The organism is Vibrio sp. V39_P1S14PM300, assembly GCF_009904765.1.
Classification (GTDB): Bacteria; Pseudomonadota; Gammaproteobacteria; order Enterobacterales; family Vibrionaceae; genus Vibrio; species Vibrio proteolyticus.
Map to the genome: position 1 here is coordinate 1 of NZ_WXWP01000322.1, position 19,849 is coordinate 19,849.

Sequence of the window (19,849 nt, forward strand, 5' to 3'; positions counted from 1 at the left end):
TGCCTATGCTCCAATATACAATGGTAAGGAGCAATACCAGGGCTCGCAGTTTATGTTGATGGATAGCCCGCGTCATACCATCGATTTTTTCGTCGAAAGTATGACCGAGGATTTAATGGTGTCGAATACCAGTATTTCGGCGCGCACACCGATCGCGATTACCTCGTTTGTGGATCTGCAGAACATGGATGCCACCAACTGGTTGGGGAATACAGTATCGGAAGGGTTTATTCACCAGTTTCAGCGTCGTGGTTTTAAGGTGGTCGATTATAAAACGACCGGCTCCATTCAGGTTACGCAGCAAGGTGACTTTGCCTTCAGTCGTGACTGGAAGGACTTATCTCACGAGCAGGATGTTCAGTTTGTGCTGACCGGAACCATGCTGCGTCAAGAAGGCGGGGTATTGGTCAATGCGCGGGTTGTCGGGATGCAGTCACGTGTTGTGGTCGCTACCGCTCAGGGCTTTTTACCAGCGGATCGCATCGGCCGCGATCTGGATACGCTCAACAGCATGCGCACTCAGGATGGGGTGATCATTCGCTCGAATCCATACATCTCTCAACCTCACACCGTCATTCTTCGTCCATAGGTAAGTGGTTATGAAAAAAGTATTATTGCTCGTGATGGCACTCGTTATGGTGGGATGCCAGCCACTGTCGACCATGCGTCCGGATGACTGGCTGACTGCAGTTGGCTATGCCAGCATCAGTGAACAAAAAGGCCGCAATGAAGAAGAGCGTCAGGTTCGGGCCATGCGCGCTTCGAAGATCGATGCGTACCGTGAGCTAGCGGAGCAGGTGTACGGCATGCGCGTTAGCGGCCGGGCCGATCTGCGTGATCAGCGATTAGGAACTGAATTTACCTCAGGCGCGGTTGACGGTGTGATCCGTGGTGCTGAAGTGGTACGTGCGTATAAGGTGGGTGACAGCTATGTCACTGAGCTGCGTCTGGATATCCGTAAGATGGACAAACTGCGTGACTACGGTGAAGTACAGGTCGTGCCGGACAAACGCCAGCAGACGCTATTCTGAGTTTTTCTCTCAATATCTCCATAACGGAAAAAGCGGCAATCAGATTGCCGCTTTTTTATTATGCTTTGTCATCAGGCTTTTATATTGGTACCCAGAGTGGACACGGTATGAGTTTGCCCCCCGGCATTGTAGGTCATGCCTATTTTGCCATGGCTTTGTTGCATTAGGTTATTGAGCTTGTTAAAGCTCAATTGTGCGCGTTGCAAGGCATCACCGTTGATCTGATTCGCTTGTTGGCAATCGTGTATGATCGCGCGGATCTGTTGAACTATAGGGCTAAGTTCAGGATCCGTTTTCAACGTGTCAACATCCGGATGTCGGCCAATCCGCTCATCGGTTTGCTGAAGCTGAGAGATCAGCTCAATTTTCTGCTTGGCCAGTTGTTCGATGTCTTTGGATACACGATTGGCGATCGCGACTTTTTCTTTCTCGAGCAGAGAAGAGAGGGCCGTTGCGCTCTGAAGTTGAAATTCCACCAATCCTTTTAATGCAGCCATAATTTACTTACAGGTTTTGTGAGAGTCAGTGACAGGTTATAGGCCGCCCAGCTCTTTTTCAAATTTGATCATGTTGTCCGCCAGTTTTTCCGGATCAACGGTGTATGAGCCATTGGCAATCGCTTCTTTGATTGCGGCGACTTTCGCTTTATCAAAACTCGGTTGCGCTGCCATTTCACTGTGCATTTTACCCATCGCTTTGCCTTGCGAGCTCAGTGACACCGCGTCCTGATTGGAGGCCGAGTGACTGACGCTCTCGTTGCCTGAAGTCTTGTTGCTCTCTGTTCGCGCGCTACTTCGGGTCGAAGTCGTCAGCGTCTGACCAGAGCGAATGTTATCAATGCCTGCCATAAAAAGCCCTATTTACAAAAATCAAAACCTGCGTAGTAAATATCGACAGTCAAAAAGATTACTTTAGAAATTTTTAACGGTTTGTTCATTATCCCGGGTTTTCGGGACCAACCTCTCTAAAATTGCACCGTGACTTCGCCAATACCGGTTACTCTTCCGTCAATTATACGATTGGATTTACTATTTTTCACTCTAATCTGTTCACCGAGTGAGCCGTCGCTCAAGGCGATGCCCTTCGTCGTAATGGTCATACCTTTATTCATCGCCTTTATCAGTACACTCTCATTGCGGCATACTACACAAATATCACGCGCTTCGAGCACTTCGCCAAGACGCATGCTTTTCTTGAGCTTAGCGCCAATCACTTCGTGCGTATCGGCAAAACCCTCGCGACGAAGGCGGTTCAGATCGACCATGGTGATATTTAAGTCGGATGCCGATAAGATATGACCTTTCGGTAAGGCGCTAGCCAAGGTCACCTGAGGGCCGGACAGAGACAGGCGCACTGGCACATAGATACGCCAGTCATCTTCAGGGCATTCCACCAAAACCGTGATGGTGCTTGCAGATGGATTGTTCGAGCTGGCGGATGTACGTAGCGGCGCTGGACAGTCGGTGGCAAATATACGAGAGTCGACATTAGAGGCGTTCGCATCTAGCTTACCGCCTACTGGCCATTCGACGGTCGACAAAATATGTTGTTCAGCAGCTTGTTGAATATTGACGATTTGCTCTTGTGTGGCCGCATAGACAGAAAGGCTAAAGAAAAACGACAATAAGCCGATAAACAAAAAAACATTACTATATATAAGTCTGCAGGCTCTGGGCGGTGCCGGGCGCAAAGTTTGTCGCAAAAAAGGCATTTTGTTTCCCTGTTCGTCACTTAGCCAGAGTTAGACTACCATTTTTCGCATCAAAGTTTGAATGGAGATGAGCTTATGACGGGTATCCTTGATTCAGTGAATCAGCGTACACAACTCGTCGGTCAAAACCGATTAGAACTGTTAACGTTCCGTTTAATGGGACGTCAACGTTACGGCATCAACGTATTTAAAGTTAAAGAGGTACTGCAGTGCCCTAAGCTGACTTCCATGCCAAACCTTCACCCATTAGTGAAAGGTGTCGCTCATATTCGCGGCCATACCGTGTCTGTGATTGATTTGAGTCTGGCCATTGGAGGCCGTCCAACCACAGACGTCGAGAAGTGCTTTGTGGTGATTGCGGAATTCAACCGAACGATTCAGGCCTTTTTGGTCACGTCGGTTGAACGCATCATCAACATGAACTGGGAAGCCATCTTGCCGCCTCCAGACGGTGCGGGCAAAGCCAACTACCTCACCGCAGTGACCAACATCGACAATGAATTGGTCGAGATCCTTGATGTTGAAAAAATCCTGGCTGAGATTGCGCCGGTGGATGAGACCATGGATGAATCTATTGGTCAGGGAATTGCAGAGGCTGAACAGGAAAAAGAAATTGTCCGTCGCATCCTGATTGCTGATGACTCGACGGTCGCGCGTAAACAGGTTGAGCGTGCGATTGCGTCGATCGGTTTTGAGGTCGTATCGGTCAAAGATGGCAAAGAAGCGTACGAGAAACTGGTCGAAATGGCTGCGCAAGGCAGCATCTATGAACAGATCTCTCTGGTGATTTCTGACATTGAAATGCCGGAAATGGACGGCTATACCTTAACTGCTGAGATTCGTCGAAATGCGGATCTGAAAGATTTGTATGTTATTCTTCACTCCTCCCTGAGTGGAGTCTTTAACCAGGCTATGGTGGAGCGAGTGGGCGCCAACACCTTTATCGCGAAATTTAACCCGGATGAGCTTGGTAATGCGGTGAAAACTGCACTGACAAATTAAAAGAGACATTAATGACAGCGATAACTATAAGCGATCAAGAATATCGAGATTTTAGCCGTTTTTTAGAATCCCAATGCGGTATCGTACTGGGAGACAGTAAGCAGTATTTGGTTAGAAGTCGCTTAAGCCCTTTGGTGACTAAGTTTAAACTGGGCTCGTTGTCTGAGTTGCTCCGTGATGTCGTGACTGGACGGAATCGTGAGTTGCGCGTTGCCGCCGTGGATGCCATGACAACCAATGAAACGCTCTGGTTTCGTGACTCTTACCCATTCACGGTCTTGGCCGAGAAGTTGCTGCCAGAGGTGGCCGCCAACAAACGGCCAATTAAGATCTGGTCGGCGGCCAGTTCATCAGGGCAAGAGCCATATTCAATTGCCATGACGATCCTCGAAACTCAGTTGCGTAAACCTGGCATGCTGCCATCGGTGTCGATCACGGCGACCGACATCTCCAGCACGATGTTGGATGTCTGCCGCGCGGGCGTGTACGACAATCTGGCGTTAGGGCGAGGCTTGTCTCCAGAGCGTCGTCGCAACTTCTTTGAAGATGCCGGTGACGGACGGATGAAGATTAAAGACAACGTGAAGCGTATGGTTAACTTCCGCCCACAGAACCTGATGGACAGCTATGCTCTGCTGGGTAAGTTTGACCTGATTTTCTGTCGTAACGTCTTGATTTATTTCTCTCCGGATATGAAGTCTAAGGTATTGAACCAGATGGCGAACAGCCTCAATCCTGGCGGTTATCTGCTGTTGGGGGCTTCTGAGTCACTGACCGGTTTGACGGATCGTTTTGAAATGGTGCGCTGCAATCCTGGCATCATCTACAAACTGAAGTAAATCGTTTCCTCCTCCTAAAGCCCGGCATTATTTGCCGGGCTTTTTGTTTTCCGCTATAGATAAGAAGACATTCCAAGATCCCACGCTTTTTGTTAACGCCATAAAGAGCGTGGAGTAAAAACGGCGTAATTATTGCAAATCTGACCGGAACTCGGCGTCGAGGTGTGGCAATTTCAAGTTGGTACGCTAATTGCAAAGTTCTAGTTAGTAAAGAGTCAGTTCTTTGGGTAGAGGCAGATATGGCAATTTCTTTTGACAACGCTCTGGGTATCCATCAGTACACGGTAGGGGTTCGTGAGCGCAATGCTGAGGTGATTTCCACTAACATTGCACAAGCGAATACACCGGGGTACAAGGCCCGCGGTGTTGATTTTCAGAAAGCGCTACAAGCGGCAACATCGGAGGCAAGCATTGGTCTTAGCCGAACCGATGGTCGGCATATTTCTGCCTCAACCAGGGTGACAGGGGAAAAGTTGTACCGCATGCCAACGCAACCCGACACCGGTGACGGTAACACGGTCGATGTGGATCTGGAGCGTAACCTGTTTATGCAAAACCAGCTTCGCCACCAAGCGTCACTTGACTTCCTAGGAAGTAAATTCAAGAACTTAACGAAAGCGATTAAAGGGGAATGATTTAGATGAGCTTATTTAATGTATTCAATGTGACTGGTTCCGCAATGAGTGCTGAATCTGTTCGTCTGAACACGACCTCCAGTAACTTGGCGAACGCGGAAAGTGTCTCAAGCTCAGCCAAAGACACCTACAAAGCTCGCCACGCGGTTTTTGGCGCCGAGTTAAGCAAAGCACGTTACAACCGCGACGACAACGTGCCGGTGAAAGTGTTGGGGATTGTTGAAAGTGATAAACCACTGACGGCGGAGTATAACCCGGACCACCCGCTTGCGAATGATGAAGGCTATATCTACAAGCCAAACGTCAACGTGATGGAAGAAATGGCAAACATGATTTCTGCTTCCCGCTCATACCAAACGAATGTTCAGGTAGCAGATGCGAGTAAACAAATGCTGCTGCGTACGCTGCAGATGGGTCAATAAGGATAAGGAGGTAACGTAATGGCCGGAATTAATCAGGTTGGTCAAAGCGGCTTGTCCTATGTTGACCAGCTTAAAAGTCTTCAAGAGCAAAAGCAGAAAGAGAACGCGGAAGTCACCGGTAAGCAAGACCTGAAACAGGAAGACTTCTTGTCGCTGCTCACCAAGCAACTTGCTCAACAGGATCCTTTTAAGCCGGTCAGTAACGACCAGATGATTGCGCAAATGGCTTCATTTGCCACGGTTGATGGCATCGGCAAAATGAACAATCAGTTTGAAACACTGAATGCGTCGATGACGTCGAATCAGGCGCTGCAGGCTTCGTCTCTGGTAGGTCGTGATGTATTGGTGCCAGGGGCAGCCGGCGTGAAGAAAGATGACGCAGGCATGGCCGCGATGGTGAAGTTACCCCAGTCGGTGGATAACCTGATGGTCCGAGTCGAAAACGAGGCGGGTCAATTGGTCAGAACCTTTGATGTGGGAGCAAAGCCATCCGGTGACAACCGTGTCGAATGGGACGGTAAAGACGAAAACGGTAACCCATTGCCGGCCGGCAAATACAAGGTGAAAGCCGCAGGTTTGCTGGATGGGGAGAGCAAAGAGTTTGAAGTATCGACTTACGCAAACGTCAACAGCGTTCTTCTTGGTAAAGGTGATGGTAACGTACTGCTCAATCTGGCTGGCTTTGATTCGCCAGTTCGACTTGCTGAAGTACTAGAAGTGGGCAAAGCGTAAGCGCGCCAGAGAGGAGATTTTGGAATGTCATATGTATCTTTAAGCGGTCTTTCCGCAGCTCAGTTAGATCTGAACACCACCAGTAACAACATTGCCAACGCCAACACATTCGGCTTTAAAGAGTCGCGTGCGGAGTTTGGTGATGTGTACTCGAACTCTTTGTTTACCAACTCCAAGACCACCGCTGGTCAGGGTGTTCAGGCAAACAAGGTTGCTCAGCAATTTCATGAAGGTTCCAGTATTTATACCAACAACCCAATGGATTTGCGGATTTCGGGAACCGGTTTCTTTTCCGTGGCAAAAGATCGCCTCGTGCCTCAGCAGAACGAGCTGACACGTAACGGTGCTTTCCACCTCAACAAAGACAACTACATGGTGACATCTAACGATGAGTTTTTGCTTGGTTATCAAGTCAATCCGGATACTGGCGATGTGAGCTCTTATGAGCCGCAGCCGCTGAACATTCCTGCGGAGTTCGGTAAGCCGAAACAGACTTCCAACATCGAAGTCGGGGTTAACCTGCCCGCCAATGGCGATCTGAAAGATCCAACCCTGTTTGATTTCACTGATCCGGACACGTATAACCGTTCAACGTCTTCGACAATCTATGACTCCATGGGTCAGTCGTATAAGTTGACGACGTACTACGTGAAAGATCAGACCCAGCCGAACACCTGGCAAACCTACTACACGGTGACGGATTCTGCTGGCGAAAAACCCCTGAATATTACAGGTGGTGATGCGTCAACGCCGGGCGGTCATGTCGGGCACACCATGAAGTTCAACAACGACGGTACTTTGGCCAGTTTGAATAACGGTCAGAATATCGTGTCTGAGCCTTTGGGGACTGGGGCAAATCCGATTGATCTCAACGGTGCGGATCCAAATCAGGTGCTGTCATTTGGCCTGGACTCTGCCACCCAGTTTGCGGCGCCATTTGAGCTGACCAAGTTCGATGAAGATGGAGCCACAACCGGCTTTTTGACCAAAATTGATTTCGATGAAAACGGCAGTGTGCTGGGTACTTACTCCAACGGTGAAAACGTTACTCTGGGTCGCGTAGCGCTGGTTCGGGTTCCGAATGAGCAGGGCTTGGATAAGAAAGGTGGCACTCAGTGGGATTCAACGCAGTTCTCTGGTGACAAGATCTGGGGGGAATCCAACAAAGGGTCGTTTGGTACCATTAACAACGGTACGCTTGAACAGTCGAACATCGATATGACTCAAGAGCTGGTGGATCTGATTTCCGCGCAGCGTAACTTCCAGGCTAACTCTCGCTCTCTGGAAGTTCACAACCAACTGCAACAAAATATCCTGCAGATTCGTTAATACATCCCTATCAGCAATCCTCTGCATACCAGGCTGGCGGCAACCGCCGGTCTGGTATGGTTGCCATCTGCCGCGGTCGTAGCGGCAAGCTTGCCTCTTTCTCGAATAAAACCATCTTAATTACCTGATTTGTATACTAAATAAAAATTGGCACGCCAATTGCTTTTGATGATCGTGAACTCAGATTATCGGAGCAATTTATGGACCGCGCACTGTTTCTCGCCATGAGTGGCGCTAAGCAAAACATGCAGGCAATGCAACTGCGAGCGAACAACCTGGCAAACGTCAGTACCACGGGCTTCCGTGCTGATTTGGCGCAAGCCCGTTCAATGCAGGCCTACGGTGAAGGGTTGCCAAGTCGTGTTTTTAGCATGACAGAACGTCCGGGCCATAACTTCGAGCAGGGCAGTGTGATTACCACAGGCCGGGATCTGGATGTCACCATTCAGGGTGATGGATGGATTTCCGTGATGGATAAAACCGGCCGTGAAGGCCTGACTCGTAACGGTAATTTGCATGTGGGCACCAATGGCTTATTAAGCAATGCTTCCGGCCATCTGGTTCTGGGGGAGAATGGCGCGCCGATTACGCTGCCGATCCCGCTCAGCAAAATTGAAATCGGTAACGACGGCACGATCTCGGTGGTTCCTCAGGGCGCTCCGGCGGATGCTATCGAAGTGGTTGACCGAATCAAGCTGACCCGCACCAATAATCAGGATTTGTTCAAAGACACCAATGGTCTTTTCCGTGCTAAAGACCCCAATGCGGCATACGAAGCGGATGCCGGAGTTAAGCTGCTCACCGGTGCGATTGAAGGCAGTAATGTCAACGCCATCGGCGAAATGACCAGTCTGATTGACCTGCAACGTCAGTTTGAAATGCAGGTCAAAATGATGAGTACCGCTGAGGATATGGATAAAGCATCCGATTCACTGCTTCGTATGAGCTGATCAATTAGGAGATTATTATGCAACCGGCATTATGGGTCAGTAAAACTGGTCTGGACGCACAACAAACCAATATTTCAACGATTTCCAACAACCTGGCGAACGCCTCGACCATCGGTTTCAAAAAGAGTCGCGCCGTATTTGAAGATCTGTTTTATCAGAACATCAATCAGCCAGGTGGTCAGTCTTCCCAGAACACCGAGCTGCCAAGCGGTCTGATGTTAGGGGCGGGCTCGAAAGTGGTCGCTACGCAGAAAGTGCATACCCAAGGTAACGTGCAGACCACCAACAACAGTCTCGACATGATGATCGAAGGGGACGGTTTCTTCCAGATCCTGATGCCGGACGGCAACATTGGTTACACGCGCAATGGTCAATTTACCGTGAATGACGAAGGTGCGATCGTGACATCCGGCTCTGGATATTCGCTCGAGCCTGAGATCGTGATCCCCGATGATGCGATCAGCATTACGGTCGGCAACGACGGTGAAGTGTCGGTGCGTGTCCGTGGACAGCAGGACAACCAGGTGGTTGGTCAGATAGCGACCGTCGACTTTGTCAACCCAGGTGGTCTTGAGCCAATCGGCCAGAACCTCTACCTGCCGACGGGAGCCAGTGGTGATCCGCAAGAAGGCGTGCCGGGCCTGGACGGCTTTGGGCAAGTTCGCCAATCGATGCTGGAAACCTCCAACGTGAATGTCACGGAAGAGCTGGTCAACATGATTGAAGCGCAGCGTGTCTACGAAATGAACTCGAAAGTCATTTCAGCCGTGGATAAGATGCTGAGCTTTGTGAACCAACAACTGTAATTTAAGGTCGAGGGTTGCCGATATGTTTCGTTTGCTGGCCGTTTTAGGTATTTGTCTGCTCTCTGGATGCGCGATGCTGGATCCGGAAGTGGAAACGTCAGATGTGGTGCAGGGCACGACCACGGTCGATGCGGTGGAAGGAGACAAAGCATCAGAGGAAAGCTCGGGCTTAGTGGACACCATGCGTGGCCGCACGGATCCGGTGGCCGGTGATCCGGCCTGGGCGCCGATTCATCCCAAACATCAGCCTGAGCACTACGCGGCAGAAACCGGATCACTATTTAACCTGCAGCAGGCCAGCAGTTTGTATGACGACTCGAAGCCTCGTGGCATCGGGGACATCATCACCGTGATCCTAGAAGAAAAGACCAAGGCAGCTAAGAGTTCGGATGCCAATTTGTCCAAGAGCAACGACTCATCTATGGACCCTCTCGAAGTCGGGGGGCAGCAACTCAATGTGGGCGACTATAATTTCTCCTACAAGCTGAACAACGACAACAATTTTGAAGGCAACGCCGAAGCGAATCAAAGCAACAGCTTAACAGGCTCTATCACGGTTGAAGTGATTGAAGTGTTGGCCAACGGAAACTTAGTCATTCGCGGTGAAAAGTGGTTGACGCTCAATACCGGTGACGAATATGTACGCCTGAGTGGCACGATTCGTCCTGATGATATTGATTACGACAACACCATTGCTTCTAAGCGAATCTCCAATGCGCGGATTCAGTATTCCGGCACGGGCACCAACCAGGATATGCAAGAACCTGGATTCTTGGCACGATTTTTTAATGTCTCTCTCTAAACTGCAGGTTTAGTCGAAGTATTGTCACTTCGCTCAGTTAGAGAAACAGGTACGCACAATGAAGAAACTCACACTGTTACTGATAGGCATGATGCTTTTTGCCACTGGCGCGCAGGCTGCCCGCATTAAGGATGTGGCTCAGGTAGCAGGCGTCCGGAGCAACCAACTGGTCGGATATGGCCTGGTGACCGGATTGCCGGGAACCGGTGAGTCGACGCCGTTTACCGATCAGAGTTTCAATGCCATGCTGCAAAACTTCGGCATTCAGTTGCCACCGGGCACGAAACCGAAAACCAAGAACGTCGCGGCTGTGATTGTGACCGCTGATCTGCCGGCTTTCACTAAGCAGGGGCAAACCATTGATGTGACAGTTTCGTCGATCGGTTCTGCCAAAAGCCTGCGTGGCGGAACATTGATGCAAACCATGCTAAAAGGCCTGGATGGGCAAATCTATGCCGTTGCACAGGGCAACCTGGTGGTGAGTGGCTTCAGTGCTACCGGAGCTGACGGCTCAAAAATTGTTGGTAACAACCCTACGGCTGGGATGATCTCCAGCGGTGCAATTGTCGAACGTGAGATTCCAACGCCGTTCAGCCGCGGTGATTACATTACGTTCAACCTGATGGAGTCAGATTTTACCACGGCGCAACGCATGGCCGACAGCATCAACAGTTTCCTCGGGCCGCAAATGGCCTCAGCAATGGACGCGACCTCGGTACGCGTGCGTGCCCCGCGTGATCTCAGTCAACGTGTGGCGTTTTTATCGGCGGTAGAGAACCTGGAATTTAATCCAGCGGATGGCGCAGCCAAAATCATCGTTAACTCACGCACCGGAACGATAGTGGTCGGTAAGCATGTGCGCCTGAAACCGGCTGCGGTCACTCACGGCGGAATGACGGTGGCGATTAAAGAAAACCTTAATGTCAGTCAGCCAAACGCATTTTCAGGTGGTCAGACGGCGGTGGTGCCAGATTCTGAAATCGAAATCAAAGAAGAACAGGGCAAAATGTTTAAGTTTGAACCGGGCCTGACGCTGGATGACCTGGTCCGGGCGGTGAACGAAGTCGGCGCGGCTCCGTCGGATTTGATGGCGATACTTCAGGCGCTCAAACAAGCGGGTGCCATTGAAGGCCAGTTGATCATTATTTAAGGGTGGATGCATGATTAATAACGGCAACGATATTGGTTTTATCCACGACATCGCGAATCTGGACAAACTGCGCCAGAAAGCGGTGGACGGTGATGAGAGCAGTGAAAAGGCGGCGCTGACCGCAGCGGCCAAACAGTTTGAAGCCATCTTTACCTCGATGTTGTTTAAATCGATGCGTGAGGCGAACAGCGGTTTCGAATCCGATCTGATGCGTAACCAGAATGAGCAGTTCTACCGCCAGATGATGGATGAACAGATGTCGAGCGAAATGAGTGCCTCCGGCTCACTCGGACTGGCGGATATGATTGTGGCTCAGCTCAGTCAAGGCTCTGTTAAAAACCAGGGCGCCGCAGCCAAAGCGGATGATTTTGAAGCCATGATGGAGCGTGTGAAGCAAGTGCGTCAGGAACGTGCAGAGCGGCCAGAAGAGGTTGTGGCCAGTGCTCCTCAGACTCAGAGGGTGGATAAACCGGCCCGGTTCGATACGCCAGAAAATTTCATTTCGTCACTGCGTCCATACGCGCAACGCGCGGCTCGGGCACTGGGTGTGGATCCTTCGCTATTGCTGGCCCAGGCGGCACTGGAGACCGGTTGGGGACAGAAAGTGATCCATAATGCTCGCGGCAGCAGCAACAACCTGTTCAATATCAAAGCTGATCGCAGCTGGGGCGGTCACAAAGTCGCGACGCAAACACTGGAATATCATCAAGGTGTACCGGTAAAAGAGCGGGCGGCATTTCGTTCCTACGCCAACTATCAGGACAGCTTTGACGATTACGTCCGCTTTCTGAACGATAATCCGCGTTATCAGACAGCGCTGCGCCACGGAGGCGACTCTGAGCAGTTTATCCGCGGGATTCATAAAGCTGGTTATGCTACCGACCCGAAATACGCCGATAAGGTGCTGCAGGTCCAACAAAAAATCGACCAGATGTAATGACACCACCCGCCTCGAGCGGGTGGCGTCTTTTTATCCTAATTACACCACCGGCGCTCCGCCAATATACTCTCTGGCATATATATTGCTAAATAACTTTAAGTAGTTCAGTGAAGACTGATTTTTCAAGGTTTTTTTGGGGGCAATATGGCGTCGGATCTTCTGAATGTTGGTGCACAAAGTGTTCTGACCGCTCAGAGACAGCTCAACACCACAGGCCATAACATTTCGAACGTGAACACAGAGGGCTACAGTCGTCAGTCTGTGATTCAGGGCACGAATATGCCGCGCCAGTACGGCGGGGAAACGTACGGCATGGGCGTGCATGTGGAAAATGTTCGCCGCTCCTGGGATCAGTTTGCCGTCAACGAGCTAAACCTGTCTACCACCAACTTTGCCAAGCAACAGGACATCGAAGCCAACTACGATTTGTTGTCCGGGATGTTGTCTTCCGTAGCGGCAAAAAAGATCCCCGAAAATGTGAACGAGTGGTTTGATTCTGTGAAGTCACTGGCCGACAGCCCCAATGATGTGGGCGCGCGTAAAGTGGTGCTGGAAAAAGCCCAGTTAGTGACACAAAACCTGAACGATTTCCATGAAACCGTTCGCCGCCAGTCGGATGTGACCAACAAGAAACTTGATGTGGCCGTTGAGCGGGTCAACCAATTAGGGATGGAAATCCGTGACTTACACCGGTTGATGATGCGCACACCCGGACCACATAATGATTTAATGGATCAGCATGAAAAGTTGATCAAAGAGCTGTCGGAATACACCAAAGTGACGGTGACGCCGCGCAAAAATGCAGAAGGTTTCAATGTCCACATCGGCAATGGCCACACCCTGGTCTCCGGGACGGAAGCGAGTCAGCTGAAGATGATTGATGGCTACCCAGATGTCCATGAGCGTCGTCTGGCGATGGTTGAAGGCAAAGGCATCAAAGCCATTACCACCAAAGACATTGATGGCAAAATCGGCGCCTTGCTGAAAATGCGTGATGAACAGATCCCATACCTGCAGGACGAACTGGGCCGGATGTCGGCAGCGTTTGCGTTTGAAGTCAACAAATTGCAGTCACAGGGGCTGGATTTACGTGGCAACGTGGGCCGCAACATGTTTACCGATGTGAACTCAGACGTAGCGGTCAAGTCACGTGTGGTTCAGGCGCCGGACTCACAAGCCGATCTGGCGGTATTTATCGATGATCCGTCTCAGCTCAAAGGGGGCGAATACTCACTGCAATACAATGGCGGAGATTATGTGCTGACGACGCCAGATGGCGAGCAGAAAGTGGTGCCGGTCAGCGGTAGCGCGATTGCTGTCGACGGTGTACGCATTGATATTCGCAGAGATTTAGCCGCAGGAGAACGGGTGATCATCCGCCCAACCCGTGATGCCGCAGCGCAGATCAAAATGGCAATTAATGATCCTACGCTGATTGCCGCGCAGAGTTACGAAGCATCGACCACCTTCGCGCAGGGCGCGGCCAAATTTGATATTGCGTCAGTTGGCGATTTACGTGAATTCGAAGTGGTGATCTCACCGGGCGGCGATCAGTTTGCCGTGACCGACACCAAAGGTAATGTGCTGCTGGATCCACAGAGCTACCCGCCATCGGGCCCGGTCAGTGTAATGGGCACAACATTTAACCTCAGCGGCGGCGCATTGCCGAACGACAAGTTCACGGCAAATCTTGTCCCATCGGAAGGGGATAATGGCAACCTGCTGAAGATGCAAAGTATCCAGACCGCCAAGACGCTCAATGATCACGAATCAACGGTGGTGGATATTTACCACAACCTCAATACCGATGTTGGCCTGCAGATGTCGACGGCTTCTCGTCTGACCGATGTGGCACGGCTGGAAAATGAGGCTGCGCAGGAGCGCGTAGCATCGATTGCTGGTGTGAACCTGGATGAAGAAGCGGCCAATATGATGAAGTTCCAGCAGGCCTATATGGCGTCATCGCGCATTATGCAGGCCGCCAATGATACCTTTAATACCATTCTGGCGCTGAGATAAGGAGGCCGATAAATGCTCAATCGTATATCCAGCTTCCATAACTATCAGTCGGTGCAAAATGATCTGCGCCGTCAGGAAACCAAAGTGCATCACAACCAGGAGCAAATGGCGTCGGGTAAGAAATTACTTAAGCCAAGTGATGATCCGCTGGCGACACACTATATCCAGAATGCCAGTCAGCAGTCACAACTGTTGCAGCAATACCTGGACGCGATCGTGCTGGTCAGAAACCGTCTCGAACATCAGGAAGTGATGGTGTCGGGGGCGGAAAATTTTGCCGATGATGCCAAACGTACGGTGATGGAAATGATCAACGGTGCGTTGTCACCCGAAGATCGCCTGGCACGTACGCGCGAACTGGAAGAGATTTCCAATAACTTGCTGAATCTGGCGAACAGCCAGGACGAAAACGGTAACTATGTGTTTGCCGGAACGAAACCTAAGAACCAGCCGTTCTTTCGCGATAATGCCGGCAACGTGACCTACGGTGGCGATGATTATCAGCGCAAGATGAAAGTGGCCAATACGCTGGAAATGGCCATCAATGATCCCGGCAGTAAAGTGTTCATGGAAATAGACAATCCGTTTGGTGATTACCAGCCGCAATATCAGCTCCAGGAAGGATCGGAGCTGTTGCTGGAGCGAGCCACCAACTTAGATGGCAGCGATCAGTCCACGTATCAGGTGACGTTCGTGGACATGCAAGACGGTAAGTTCGGTTATCAGTTAGAGCGCAACGGTTCGGTGGTGCAGGCCGACGAGTTCAATCCGGCGCAAGGTATTCAGTTTGAAGATCTGAGCATTCAGTTTAAAGGTCAGATCACCAAAGGGGATGTGATCAGCATTGAACCGCGTAAGACATTCAGTATTTTCGATACATTCCGGCAAACGCGTGAGTGGGCAGCCAAACCCGTATCGGATGCTTCGGCATCGGCCAAATTACATCAGATGACCGAAGAGTTTCATGCGGCTTTTATTCATCTGAACAAAGCCCGTACCGATCTGGGGGCTCGGATGAGCACTCTGGATATTCAAGAGCAGCAACATGAGGATTTCAAGATTGCGCTGGCCAAATCCAAGAGCAATTTTGAGGATCTCGATTATGCGGAAGCCGTGATCGATTTCAATGAAAATTCACGTGCGTTGCAGGCCTCACAGCAAGCGTTCGGCAAAACCAAAGATTTAACGCTGTTCAACTACATCTGATCTTTGTTGCCATATGTGCTGACGCCATATGTGCGAAGGTGGAGTAGGGAGGCAAGCGGGCGGCAAACCAGCGGCAAAAGATAGTAATGGCCGCTCAATGAAAGGCGAGACACACATAAGCGGTATGAGTGTTATTTTGTAACTCATTGTATGATAAGTGTTTTGTTTCAAATACATGATTGGTTAAAAAGTTGGCACACAACTTGTATTTATCCAGTTAAGTGAAAACAGAATTATAAATCGGCTTTAGGGCGGATTTAGCAAGGCATTTACGGTCAGTGCTTCCAAATGAGACTAAGCTGGCCGCTTCGCAAGCACTTGCGAACTCACTAGGAGAGCAAACTATGACCATCAACGTTAATACCAACGTCTCGGCGATGACCGCTCAGCGTTACTTAAACAAGTCGTCTAATGATCTGAATACTTCGATGGAACGCCTGTCATCGGGTAACAAGATCAACAGTGCAAAAGACGATGCGGCTGGCCTGCAGATCTCGAACCGCCTAACGGCTCAGTCCCGTGGTTTGGATGTGGCTATGCGTAACGCCAACGATGGTATTTCCATTGCCCAAACGGCAGAAGGGGCGATGAACGAATCGACCAACATTCTGCAACGTATCCGTGATCTGGCGTTGCAATCGGCCAACGGTACTAACTCAGCGTCGGAGCGTCAGGCTCTGAACGAAGAAGTGACGGCTTTGCAGGACGAATTGAACCGTATCGCCGAGACCACGTCTTTTGGTGGACGTAAACTGCTGAACGGATCCTTCGGTGAAGCTTCATTTCAGATCGGCGCCAGTTCCGGTGAAGCGATCATCATGGGCTTGACCAGTATCCGCGCAGACGATTACCGCATGGGTGGTCAGTCGTTTATCTCGGAGCAGGGCAAGACCAAAGAGTGGGGAGTTCCGCCAACGGCGAAAGATTTGAAACTCGAGTTCACCACGCAAGATGGCGAAGCCGTGACCCTCGATATCATTGCCAAAGAGGGAGATGACATCGAAGAGCTGGCGACGTACATCAATGGTCAGACAGACAAAATGAAAGCGTCGGTCGATCAGGATGGCAAGCTACAGCTGTTTATGGCAGAGCCAAACCTGCAAGGGAACTTGAACATTTCCGGTGGCTTGGCGACCGAACTTGGTCTGAACGGCGGCCCGGGTGTCAGCACAACCGTGCAGAACATTGACGTGAACACCGTGGGTGGTTCGCAGAACGCAGTCGGCATCATCGATTCGGCCCTGAAATACGTGGATTCACAGCGAGCAGACCTCGGTGCGAAGCAGAACCGCTTGAGTCACAGTATTAACAACCTGGCCAACATCCAGGAGAACGTTGAAGCGTCCAACAGCCGTATTAAAGATACCGACTTCGCGAAAGAAACCACCGCGATGACCAAAAACCAGATTCTGCAACAGGCCGGAACCTCAATTCTTGCCCAAGCAAAACAGTTGCCAAACTCTGCGCTTACTTTGCTGCAGTAGTGTTGGAGTGCTTCATTAAGTTGTTCCCAGACGTGGGGTTAATGAAGCGTTTCCAGGCAATGCGCAGCGATCATCGAGTTCAGCCTCTCTCACTCCACTGGCTGTTCTGGAGGGTCACTGCGTAAACGGTCAGTCAGTGATGTGATCATTTCTCTCGATCTCCACAAGGCGCTGACGGACTACTCTAGCCCCGGTTCTCTCAAAGGAAAGGGGCTTTTCTTTTTCTGCCATTCCACTCGCTCCCCCGACCAGCCTGATTGAAACTTTAGATCTTTTTTCTATTTCTGCTATCCAGTTCGAGAAACGGATTATTGTGCGTTATTTTTCAGCAACATTGTATTTTTCCGCTAAAGGTATTGCGTCCTGAGTCGCTACTAAGAGTAACTTTGAGAGAACGACTTGGTTTTCCGAGACGTCGGAAACCGTTTCTGGAAGTTCCGCTTCGACGGGAAAATCAACAGGAGAAATCACTATGGCAGTGAATGTAAATACCAACGTGTCTGCGATGACAGCACAGCGTTACCTGAACAGTGCCAGTAATGCACAACAGACCTCGATGGAGCGTCTGTCTTCAGGTTTCAAAATTAACAGCGCGAAAGACGATGCAGCGGGCCTGCAAATCTCCAACCGCCTGAATGTACAAAGTCGCGGCCTGGATGTAGCGGTGCGTAACGCGAATGATGGTATTTCGATTGCTCAGACCGCTGAAGGTGCAATGAATGAAACCACCAATATTCTGCAACGCATGCGTGATCTGTCACTGCAATCGGCGAACGGCTCAAACTCAAAATCTGAGCGTGTTGCGATTCAGGAAGAGATCACCGCATTGAATGACGAGCTGAATCGTATCGCAGAAACCACTTCATTCGGTGGTAATAAACTGCTCAACGGTACGTTTGCCACCAAGTCTTTCCAGATCGGTGCAGATAACGGTGAAGCGGTTATGCTAAGCCTGAATGACATGCGCAGCGATAACGTTATGATGGGCGGCAACGCGTATGTGGCAGCGAATGGTCAGGACAAAGACTGGGCGGTACAAGCTGGTGCAAACGATCTGACGATCTCGCTGACGGACAAGTTCGGCGCAGCGCAGAACATCACCGTCAATGCGAAAGAAGGCGATGACATCGAAGAGCTGGCGACGTACATCAATGGTCAAACCGACATGATCAAAGCGTCAGTGAACGAAGATGGTCAGTTGCAGCTGTTTACCGATAACAACAAAGTGGAAGGTGCTGCTACCTTTGGCGGCAGCCTGGCAGGTGAACTGAGTATTGGTGGTCCTCAGGCTGAAACAGTTGATACCATTGATGTTCGTTCTGTGGGCGGTGCTCAGCAAGCGGTCGCTGTGGTTGACTCTGCACTCAAGTACGTTGACAGCCACCGTGCTGAGTTGGGGGCATTCCAGAATCGCTTTAGTCACGCGATCAACAACCTGGACAACATTAATGAGAACGTGAACGCGTCGAAGAGCCGAATCAAAGACACTGATTTCGCGAAAGAGACAACGGCGTTGACGAAATCTCAGATTTTGACTCAGGCATCAAGTTCAGTGCTTGCGCAGGCCAAACAAGCTCCAAATGCTGCGTTAGGTTTGCTTGGTTAACAAGAGTCCTAAGGTTAGCTCTGCAATCGTTCAAAATCCAGCTTCGGCTGGATTTTTTATGCCTAATATCTTCTAGATGATGTTCTTAGCGGTTTTTATATCAAATTCAACAGCGTTGCCGAAGTGAATCTAAAGAGATACACGGAGAGACGAGGGAGCATGATGAATGGTCAGAAAGCAGATAAAACAAAACCCAGCCGAAGCTGGGTTTTGTTGTTTTCGTTTTAACTGTGTTTGGTGCGGAGGGAGGGACTTGAACCCTCACGTCCTAACGGACACTAGCACCTGAAGCTAGCGCGTCTACCAATTCCGCCACCACCGCATAATCACAGTTAGGGTACCGATTGGATCGATGACCTTTAAATAATGGCAGGGCTACCTGGATTCGAACCAGGGAATGACGGGATCAAAACCCGTTGCCTTACCGCTTGGCGATAGCCCTACTGAAGTAGTAATACTACCTGCTCTTACGCCAGAGAGCAATGGTGCGGAAGGAGAGACTTGAACTCTCACACCTTGCGGCGCCAGAACCTAAATCTGGTGCGTCTACCAATTCCGCCACTTCCGCAAATTTTCATGGCTTACAGGAGATTAACCTCACTGTTGACCATATTAGACTGTGTTTGGTGCGGAGGGAGGGACTTGAACCCTCACGTCCTAACGGACACTAGCACCTGAAGCTAGCGCGTCTACCAATTCCGCCACCACCGCATAATCACAGTCATGGTATCGAGTGAATCGATAACCTAAATAATGGCAGGTCTACCTGGATTCGAACCAGGGAATGGCGGCATCAAAAGCCGCTGCCTTACCGCTTGGCGATAGACCTACGACGATAGTTTATACTATCAAATTCGATGGTGCGGAAGGAGAGACTTGAACTCTCACACCTTGCGGCGCCAGAACCTAAATCTGGTGCGTCTACCAATTCCGCCACTTCCGCATCGAATTATTACTGAAAAAGTCCGCTCTTTCAGCTTATTAAAAATGGCAGGTCTACCTGGATTCGAACCAGGGAATGGCGGCATCAAAAGCCGCTGCCTTACCGCTTGGCGATAGACCTACAGCGATAGCTTTCACTATCAGACTCAATGGTGCGGAAGGAGAGACTTGAACTCTCACACCTTGCGGCGCCAGAACCTAAATCTGGTGCGTCTACCAATTCCGCCACTTCCGCATTGAGTC

20 protein-coding genes and 8 tRNA genes are annotated in these 19,849 nt (G+C 50.4%); 17 read left to right on the forward strand and 11 right to left on the reverse strand.

What is annotated here, in order from left to right; all coding sequences use genetic code 11:
- Together CAG65_RS16565 and flgP are read left to right on the forward strand one after the other, a co-directional pair.
- A partial coding sequence (locus tag CAG65_RS16565; RefSeq protein WP_161454337.1) for a FlgO family outer membrane protein occupies positions 1 to 589 on the forward strand: 589 nt, incomplete at its 5' end.
- Positions 590 to 599: 10 nt separating this feature from the next.
- Positions 600 to 1,031, forward strand: coding sequence for a flagellar assembly lipoprotein FlgP (gene flgP, locus CAG65_RS16570; RefSeq protein ID WP_021705796.1), 432 nt, complete (start codon positions 600 to 602; stop codon positions 1,029 to 1,031).
- A gap of 71 nt (positions 1,032 to 1,102) precedes the next feature.
- On the opposite strand, the gene CAG65_RS16575 is transcribed toward flgP, so the two are convergent.
- The 3 genes from CAG65_RS16575 to flgA all read right to left on the reverse strand — a co-directional run bounded on the left by CAG65_RS16575 (position 1,103) and on the right by flgA (position 2,742).
- On the reverse strand, positions 1,103 to 1,528 hold the full coding sequence (locus CAG65_RS16575; RefSeq protein WP_161454338.1) for a flagella synthesis protein FlgN: 426 nt from the start codon (positions 1,526 to 1,528) through the stop codon (positions 1,103 to 1,105).
- 36 nt (positions 1,529 to 1,564) lie between these two features.
- Positions 1,565 to 1,879 carry a flagellar biosynthesis anti-sigma factor FlgM gene (flgM, locus tag CAG65_RS16580; protein WP_021705794.1) on the reverse strand — a complete coding sequence of 105 codons (315 nt, stop codon included), beginning with the start codon at positions 1,877 to 1,879 and terminating at the stop codon, positions 1,565 to 1,567.
- Positions 1,880 to 1,995: 116 nt separating this feature from the next.
- Positions 1,996 to 2,742 carry a flagellar basal body P-ring formation chaperone FlgA gene (gene flgA / locus CAG65_RS16585; protein WP_161454339.1) on the reverse strand — a complete coding sequence of 249 codons (747 nt, stop codon included), beginning with the start codon at positions 2,740 to 2,742 and terminating at the stop codon, positions 1,996 to 1,998.
- A 75-nt stretch (positions 2,743 to 2,817) separates the two neighbouring features.
- Here flgA and CAG65_RS16590 point away from each other — a divergent pair, with 75 nt between their 5' ends.
- From CAG65_RS16590 to CAG65_RS16660, 15 genes are all read left to right on the forward strand, one after another.
- Complete coding sequence (locus tag CAG65_RS16590; RefSeq protein WP_021705792.1) at positions 2,818 to 3,744, forward strand: chemotaxis protein CheV; 927 nt, start codon at positions 2,818 to 2,820, stop codon at positions 3,742 to 3,744.
- An 11-nt stretch (positions 3,745 to 3,755) separates the two neighbouring features.
- A complete protein-coding gene (locus CAG65_RS16595) occupies positions 3,756 to 4,583 on the forward strand; it encodes a protein-glutamate O-methyltransferase (RefSeq protein ID WP_021705791.1) in 828 nt (275 codons plus the stop codon).
- A gap of 239 nt (positions 4,584 to 4,822) precedes the next feature.
- Positions 4,823 to 5,218: a flagellar basal body rod protein FlgB gene (gene flgB / locus CAG65_RS16600; RefSeq protein ID WP_021705790.1), complete on the forward strand. Its 396-nt coding sequence runs from the start codon at positions 4,823 to 4,825 to the stop codon at positions 5,216 to 5,218.
- A 5-nt stretch (positions 5,219 to 5,223) separates the two neighbouring features.
- The gene (gene flgC, locus CAG65_RS16605) at positions 5,224 to 5,640 is read left to right on the forward strand and encodes a flagellar basal body rod protein FlgC (protein ID WP_021705789.1); all 417 of its coding nucleotides are present in this window, start codon (positions 5,224 to 5,226) and stop codon (positions 5,638 to 5,640) included.
- Between the two features lie 18 nt (positions 5,641 to 5,658).
- Positions 5,659 to 6,372: a flagellar hook assembly protein FlgD gene (gene flgD / locus CAG65_RS16610; protein WP_021705788.1), complete on the forward strand. Its 714-nt coding sequence runs from the start codon at positions 5,659 to 5,661 to the stop codon at positions 6,370 to 6,372.
- 24 nt (positions 6,373 to 6,396) lie between these two features.
- The gene (gene flgE / locus CAG65_RS16615; RefSeq protein WP_021705787.1) at positions 6,397 to 7,701 is read left to right on the forward strand and encodes a flagellar hook protein FlgE; all 1,305 of its coding nucleotides are present in this window, start codon (positions 6,397 to 6,399) and stop codon (positions 7,699 to 7,701) included.
- Between the two features lie 200 nt (positions 7,702 to 7,901).
- Positions 7,902 to 8,651, forward strand: coding sequence for a flagellar basal body rod protein FlgF (locus CAG65_RS16620; RefSeq protein WP_161454340.1), 750 nt, complete (start codon positions 7,902 to 7,904; stop codon positions 8,649 to 8,651).
- A 17-nt stretch (positions 8,652 to 8,668) separates the two neighbouring features.
- Positions 8,669 to 9,457, forward strand: a complete 789-nt coding sequence (gene flgG / locus CAG65_RS16625; RefSeq protein ID WP_021705785.1) for a flagellar basal-body rod protein FlgG — start codon at positions 8,669 to 8,671, stop codon at positions 9,455 to 9,457.
- Positions 9,458 to 9,479: 22 nt separating this feature from the next.
- On the forward strand, positions 9,480 to 10,259 hold the full coding sequence (flgH, locus tag CAG65_RS16630) for a flagellar basal body L-ring protein FlgH (RefSeq protein ID WP_021705784.1): 780 nt from the start codon (positions 9,480 to 9,482) through the stop codon (positions 10,257 to 10,259).
- A gap of 58 nt (positions 10,260 to 10,317) precedes the next feature.
- Positions 10,318 to 11,409, forward strand: a complete 1,092-nt coding sequence (locus CAG65_RS16635; protein WP_021705783.1) for a flagellar basal body P-ring protein FlgI — start codon at positions 10,318 to 10,320, stop codon at positions 11,407 to 11,409.
- A gap of 10 nt (positions 11,410 to 11,419) precedes the next feature.
- Positions 11,420 to 12,346: a flagellar assembly peptidoglycan hydrolase FlgJ gene (gene flgJ, locus CAG65_RS16640; RefSeq protein WP_161454341.1), complete on the forward strand. Its 927-nt coding sequence runs from the start codon at positions 11,420 to 11,422 to the stop codon at positions 12,344 to 12,346.
- A 147-nt stretch (positions 12,347 to 12,493) separates the two neighbouring features.
- The gene (gene flgK / locus CAG65_RS16645; RefSeq protein ID WP_021705781.1) at positions 12,494 to 14,368 is read left to right on the forward strand and encodes a flagellar hook-associated protein FlgK; all 1,875 of its coding nucleotides are present in this window, start codon (positions 12,494 to 12,496) and stop codon (positions 14,366 to 14,368) included.
- A 12-nt stretch (positions 14,369 to 14,380) separates the two neighbouring features.
- Positions 14,381 to 15,574, forward strand: coding sequence for a flagellar hook-associated protein FlgL (gene flgL, locus CAG65_RS16650; RefSeq protein WP_161454342.1), 1,194 nt, complete (start codon positions 14,381 to 14,383; stop codon positions 15,572 to 15,574).
- A 344-nt stretch (positions 15,575 to 15,918) separates the two neighbouring features.
- Entirely contained in the window at positions 15,919 to 17,058 is a 1,140-nt protein-coding gene (locus CAG65_RS16655) for a flagellin (RefSeq protein ID WP_021705779.1), read from the forward strand.
- A gap of 472 nt (positions 17,059 to 17,530) precedes the next feature.
- Positions 17,531 to 18,664 (forward strand): flagellin, encoded by a 1,134-nt coding sequence (locus CAG65_RS16660; protein WP_021705777.1) that lies wholly within the window; start codon positions 17,531 to 17,533, stop codon positions 18,662 to 18,664.
- 235 nt (positions 18,665 to 18,899) lie between these two features.
- Here the strand turns inward: CAG65_RS16660 and CAG65_RS16665 are convergent.
- The 8 genes from CAG65_RS16665 to CAG65_RS16700 all read right to left on the reverse strand — a co-directional run bounded on the left by CAG65_RS16665 (position 18,900) and on the right by CAG65_RS16700 (position 19,841).
- A tRNA-Leu gene (locus CAG65_RS16665) sits at positions 18,900 to 18,986 on the reverse strand.
- 45 nt (positions 18,987 to 19,031) lie between these two features.
- Positions 19,032 to 19,106: transfer RNA gene (locus tag CAG65_RS16670), tRNA-Gln, on the reverse strand.
- A gap of 41 nt (positions 19,107 to 19,147) precedes the next feature.
- Positions 19,148 to 19,232: transfer RNA gene (locus CAG65_RS16675), tRNA-Leu, on the reverse strand.
- A gap of 56 nt (positions 19,233 to 19,288) precedes the next feature.
- Positions 19,289 to 19,375 (reverse strand) — tRNA-Leu (locus CAG65_RS16680).
- Between the two features lie 43 nt (positions 19,376 to 19,418).
- Positions 19,419 to 19,493 (reverse strand) — tRNA-Gln (locus tag CAG65_RS16685).
- Positions 19,494 to 19,522: 29 nt separating this feature from the next.
- Positions 19,523 to 19,607: transfer RNA gene (locus CAG65_RS16690), tRNA-Leu, on the reverse strand.
- Between the two features lie 45 nt (positions 19,608 to 19,652).
- Positions 19,653 to 19,727 (reverse strand) — tRNA-Gln (locus CAG65_RS16695).
- Positions 19,728 to 19,756: 29 nt separating this feature from the next.
- Positions 19,757 to 19,841 (reverse strand) — tRNA-Leu (locus CAG65_RS16700).
- Positions 19,842 to 19,849 lie beyond the last annotated feature (8 nt).

What these genes read in the sequence shown, in the direction of transcription:
- flgD (WP_021705788.1), top strand. Translation starts at nt 5,659, where the DNA reads ATGGCCGGAATTAATCAGGTTGGTCAAAGCGGCTTGTCCTATGTTGAC.
- flgG (WP_021705785.1), top strand. Translation starts at nt 8,669, where the DNA reads ATGCAACCGGCATTATGGGTCAGTAAAACTGGTCTGGACGCACAACAA.
- CAG65_RS16655 (WP_021705779.1), top strand. Translation starts at nt 15,919, where the DNA reads ATGACCATCAACGTTAATACCAACGTCTCGGCGATGACCGCTCAGCGT.
- flgM (WP_021705794.1), bottom strand. Translation starts at nt 1,879, where the DNA reads ATGGCAGGCATTGATAACATTCGCTCTGGTCAGACGCTGACGACTTCG.
- flgH (WP_021705784.1), top strand. Translation starts at nt 9,480, where the DNA reads ATGTTTCGTTTGCTGGCCGTTTTAGGTATTTGTCTGCTCTCTGGATGC.
- CAG65_RS16660 (WP_021705777.1), top strand. Translation starts at nt 17,531, where the DNA reads ATGGCAGTGAATGTAAATACCAACGTGTCTGCGATGACAGCACAGCGT.
- CAG65_RS16595 (WP_021705791.1), top strand. Translation starts at nt 3,756, where the DNA reads ATGACAGCGATAACTATAAGCGATCAAGAATATCGAGATTTTAGCCGT.
- CAG65_RS16590 (WP_021705792.1), top strand. Translation starts at nt 2,818, where the DNA reads ATGACGGGTATCCTTGATTCAGTGAATCAGCGTACACAACTCGTCGGT.
- flgC (WP_021705789.1), top strand. Translation starts at nt 5,224, where the DNA reads ATGAGCTTATTTAATGTATTCAATGTGACTGGTTCCGCAATGAGTGCT.
- flgJ (WP_161454341.1), top strand. Translation starts at nt 11,420, where the DNA reads ATGATTAATAACGGCAACGATATTGGTTTTATCCACGACATCGCGAAT.
- flgA (WP_161454339.1), bottom strand. Translation starts at nt 2,742, where the DNA reads ATGCCTTTTTTGCGACAAACTTTGCGCCCGGCACCGCCCAGAGCCTGC.
- flgP (WP_021705796.1), top strand. Translation starts at nt 600, where the DNA reads ATGAAAAAAGTATTATTGCTCGTGATGGCACTCGTTATGGTGGGATGC.
- CAG65_RS16575 (WP_161454338.1), bottom strand. Translation starts at nt 1,528, where the DNA reads ATGGCTGCATTAAAAGGATTGGTGGAATTTCAACTTCAGAGCGCAACG.
- flgL (WP_161454342.1), top strand. Translation starts at nt 14,381, where the DNA reads ATGCTCAATCGTATATCCAGCTTCCATAACTATCAGTCGGTGCAAAAT.
- flgE (WP_021705787.1), top strand. Translation starts at nt 6,397, where the DNA reads ATGTCATATGTATCTTTAAGCGGTCTTTCCGCAGCTCAGTTAGATCTG.
- flgK (WP_021705781.1), top strand. Translation starts at nt 12,494, where the DNA reads ATGGCGTCGGATCTTCTGAATGTTGGTGCACAAAGTGTTCTGACCGCT.
- flgB (WP_021705790.1), top strand. Translation starts at nt 4,823, where the DNA reads ATGGCAATTTCTTTTGACAACGCTCTGGGTATCCATCAGTACACGGTA.
- CAG65_RS16635 (WP_021705783.1), top strand. Translation starts at nt 10,318, where the DNA reads ATGAAGAAACTCACACTGTTACTGATAGGCATGATGCTTTTTGCCACT.
- CAG65_RS16620 (WP_161454340.1), top strand. Translation starts at nt 7,902, where the DNA reads ATGGACCGCGCACTGTTTCTCGCCATGAGTGGCGCTAAGCAAAACATG.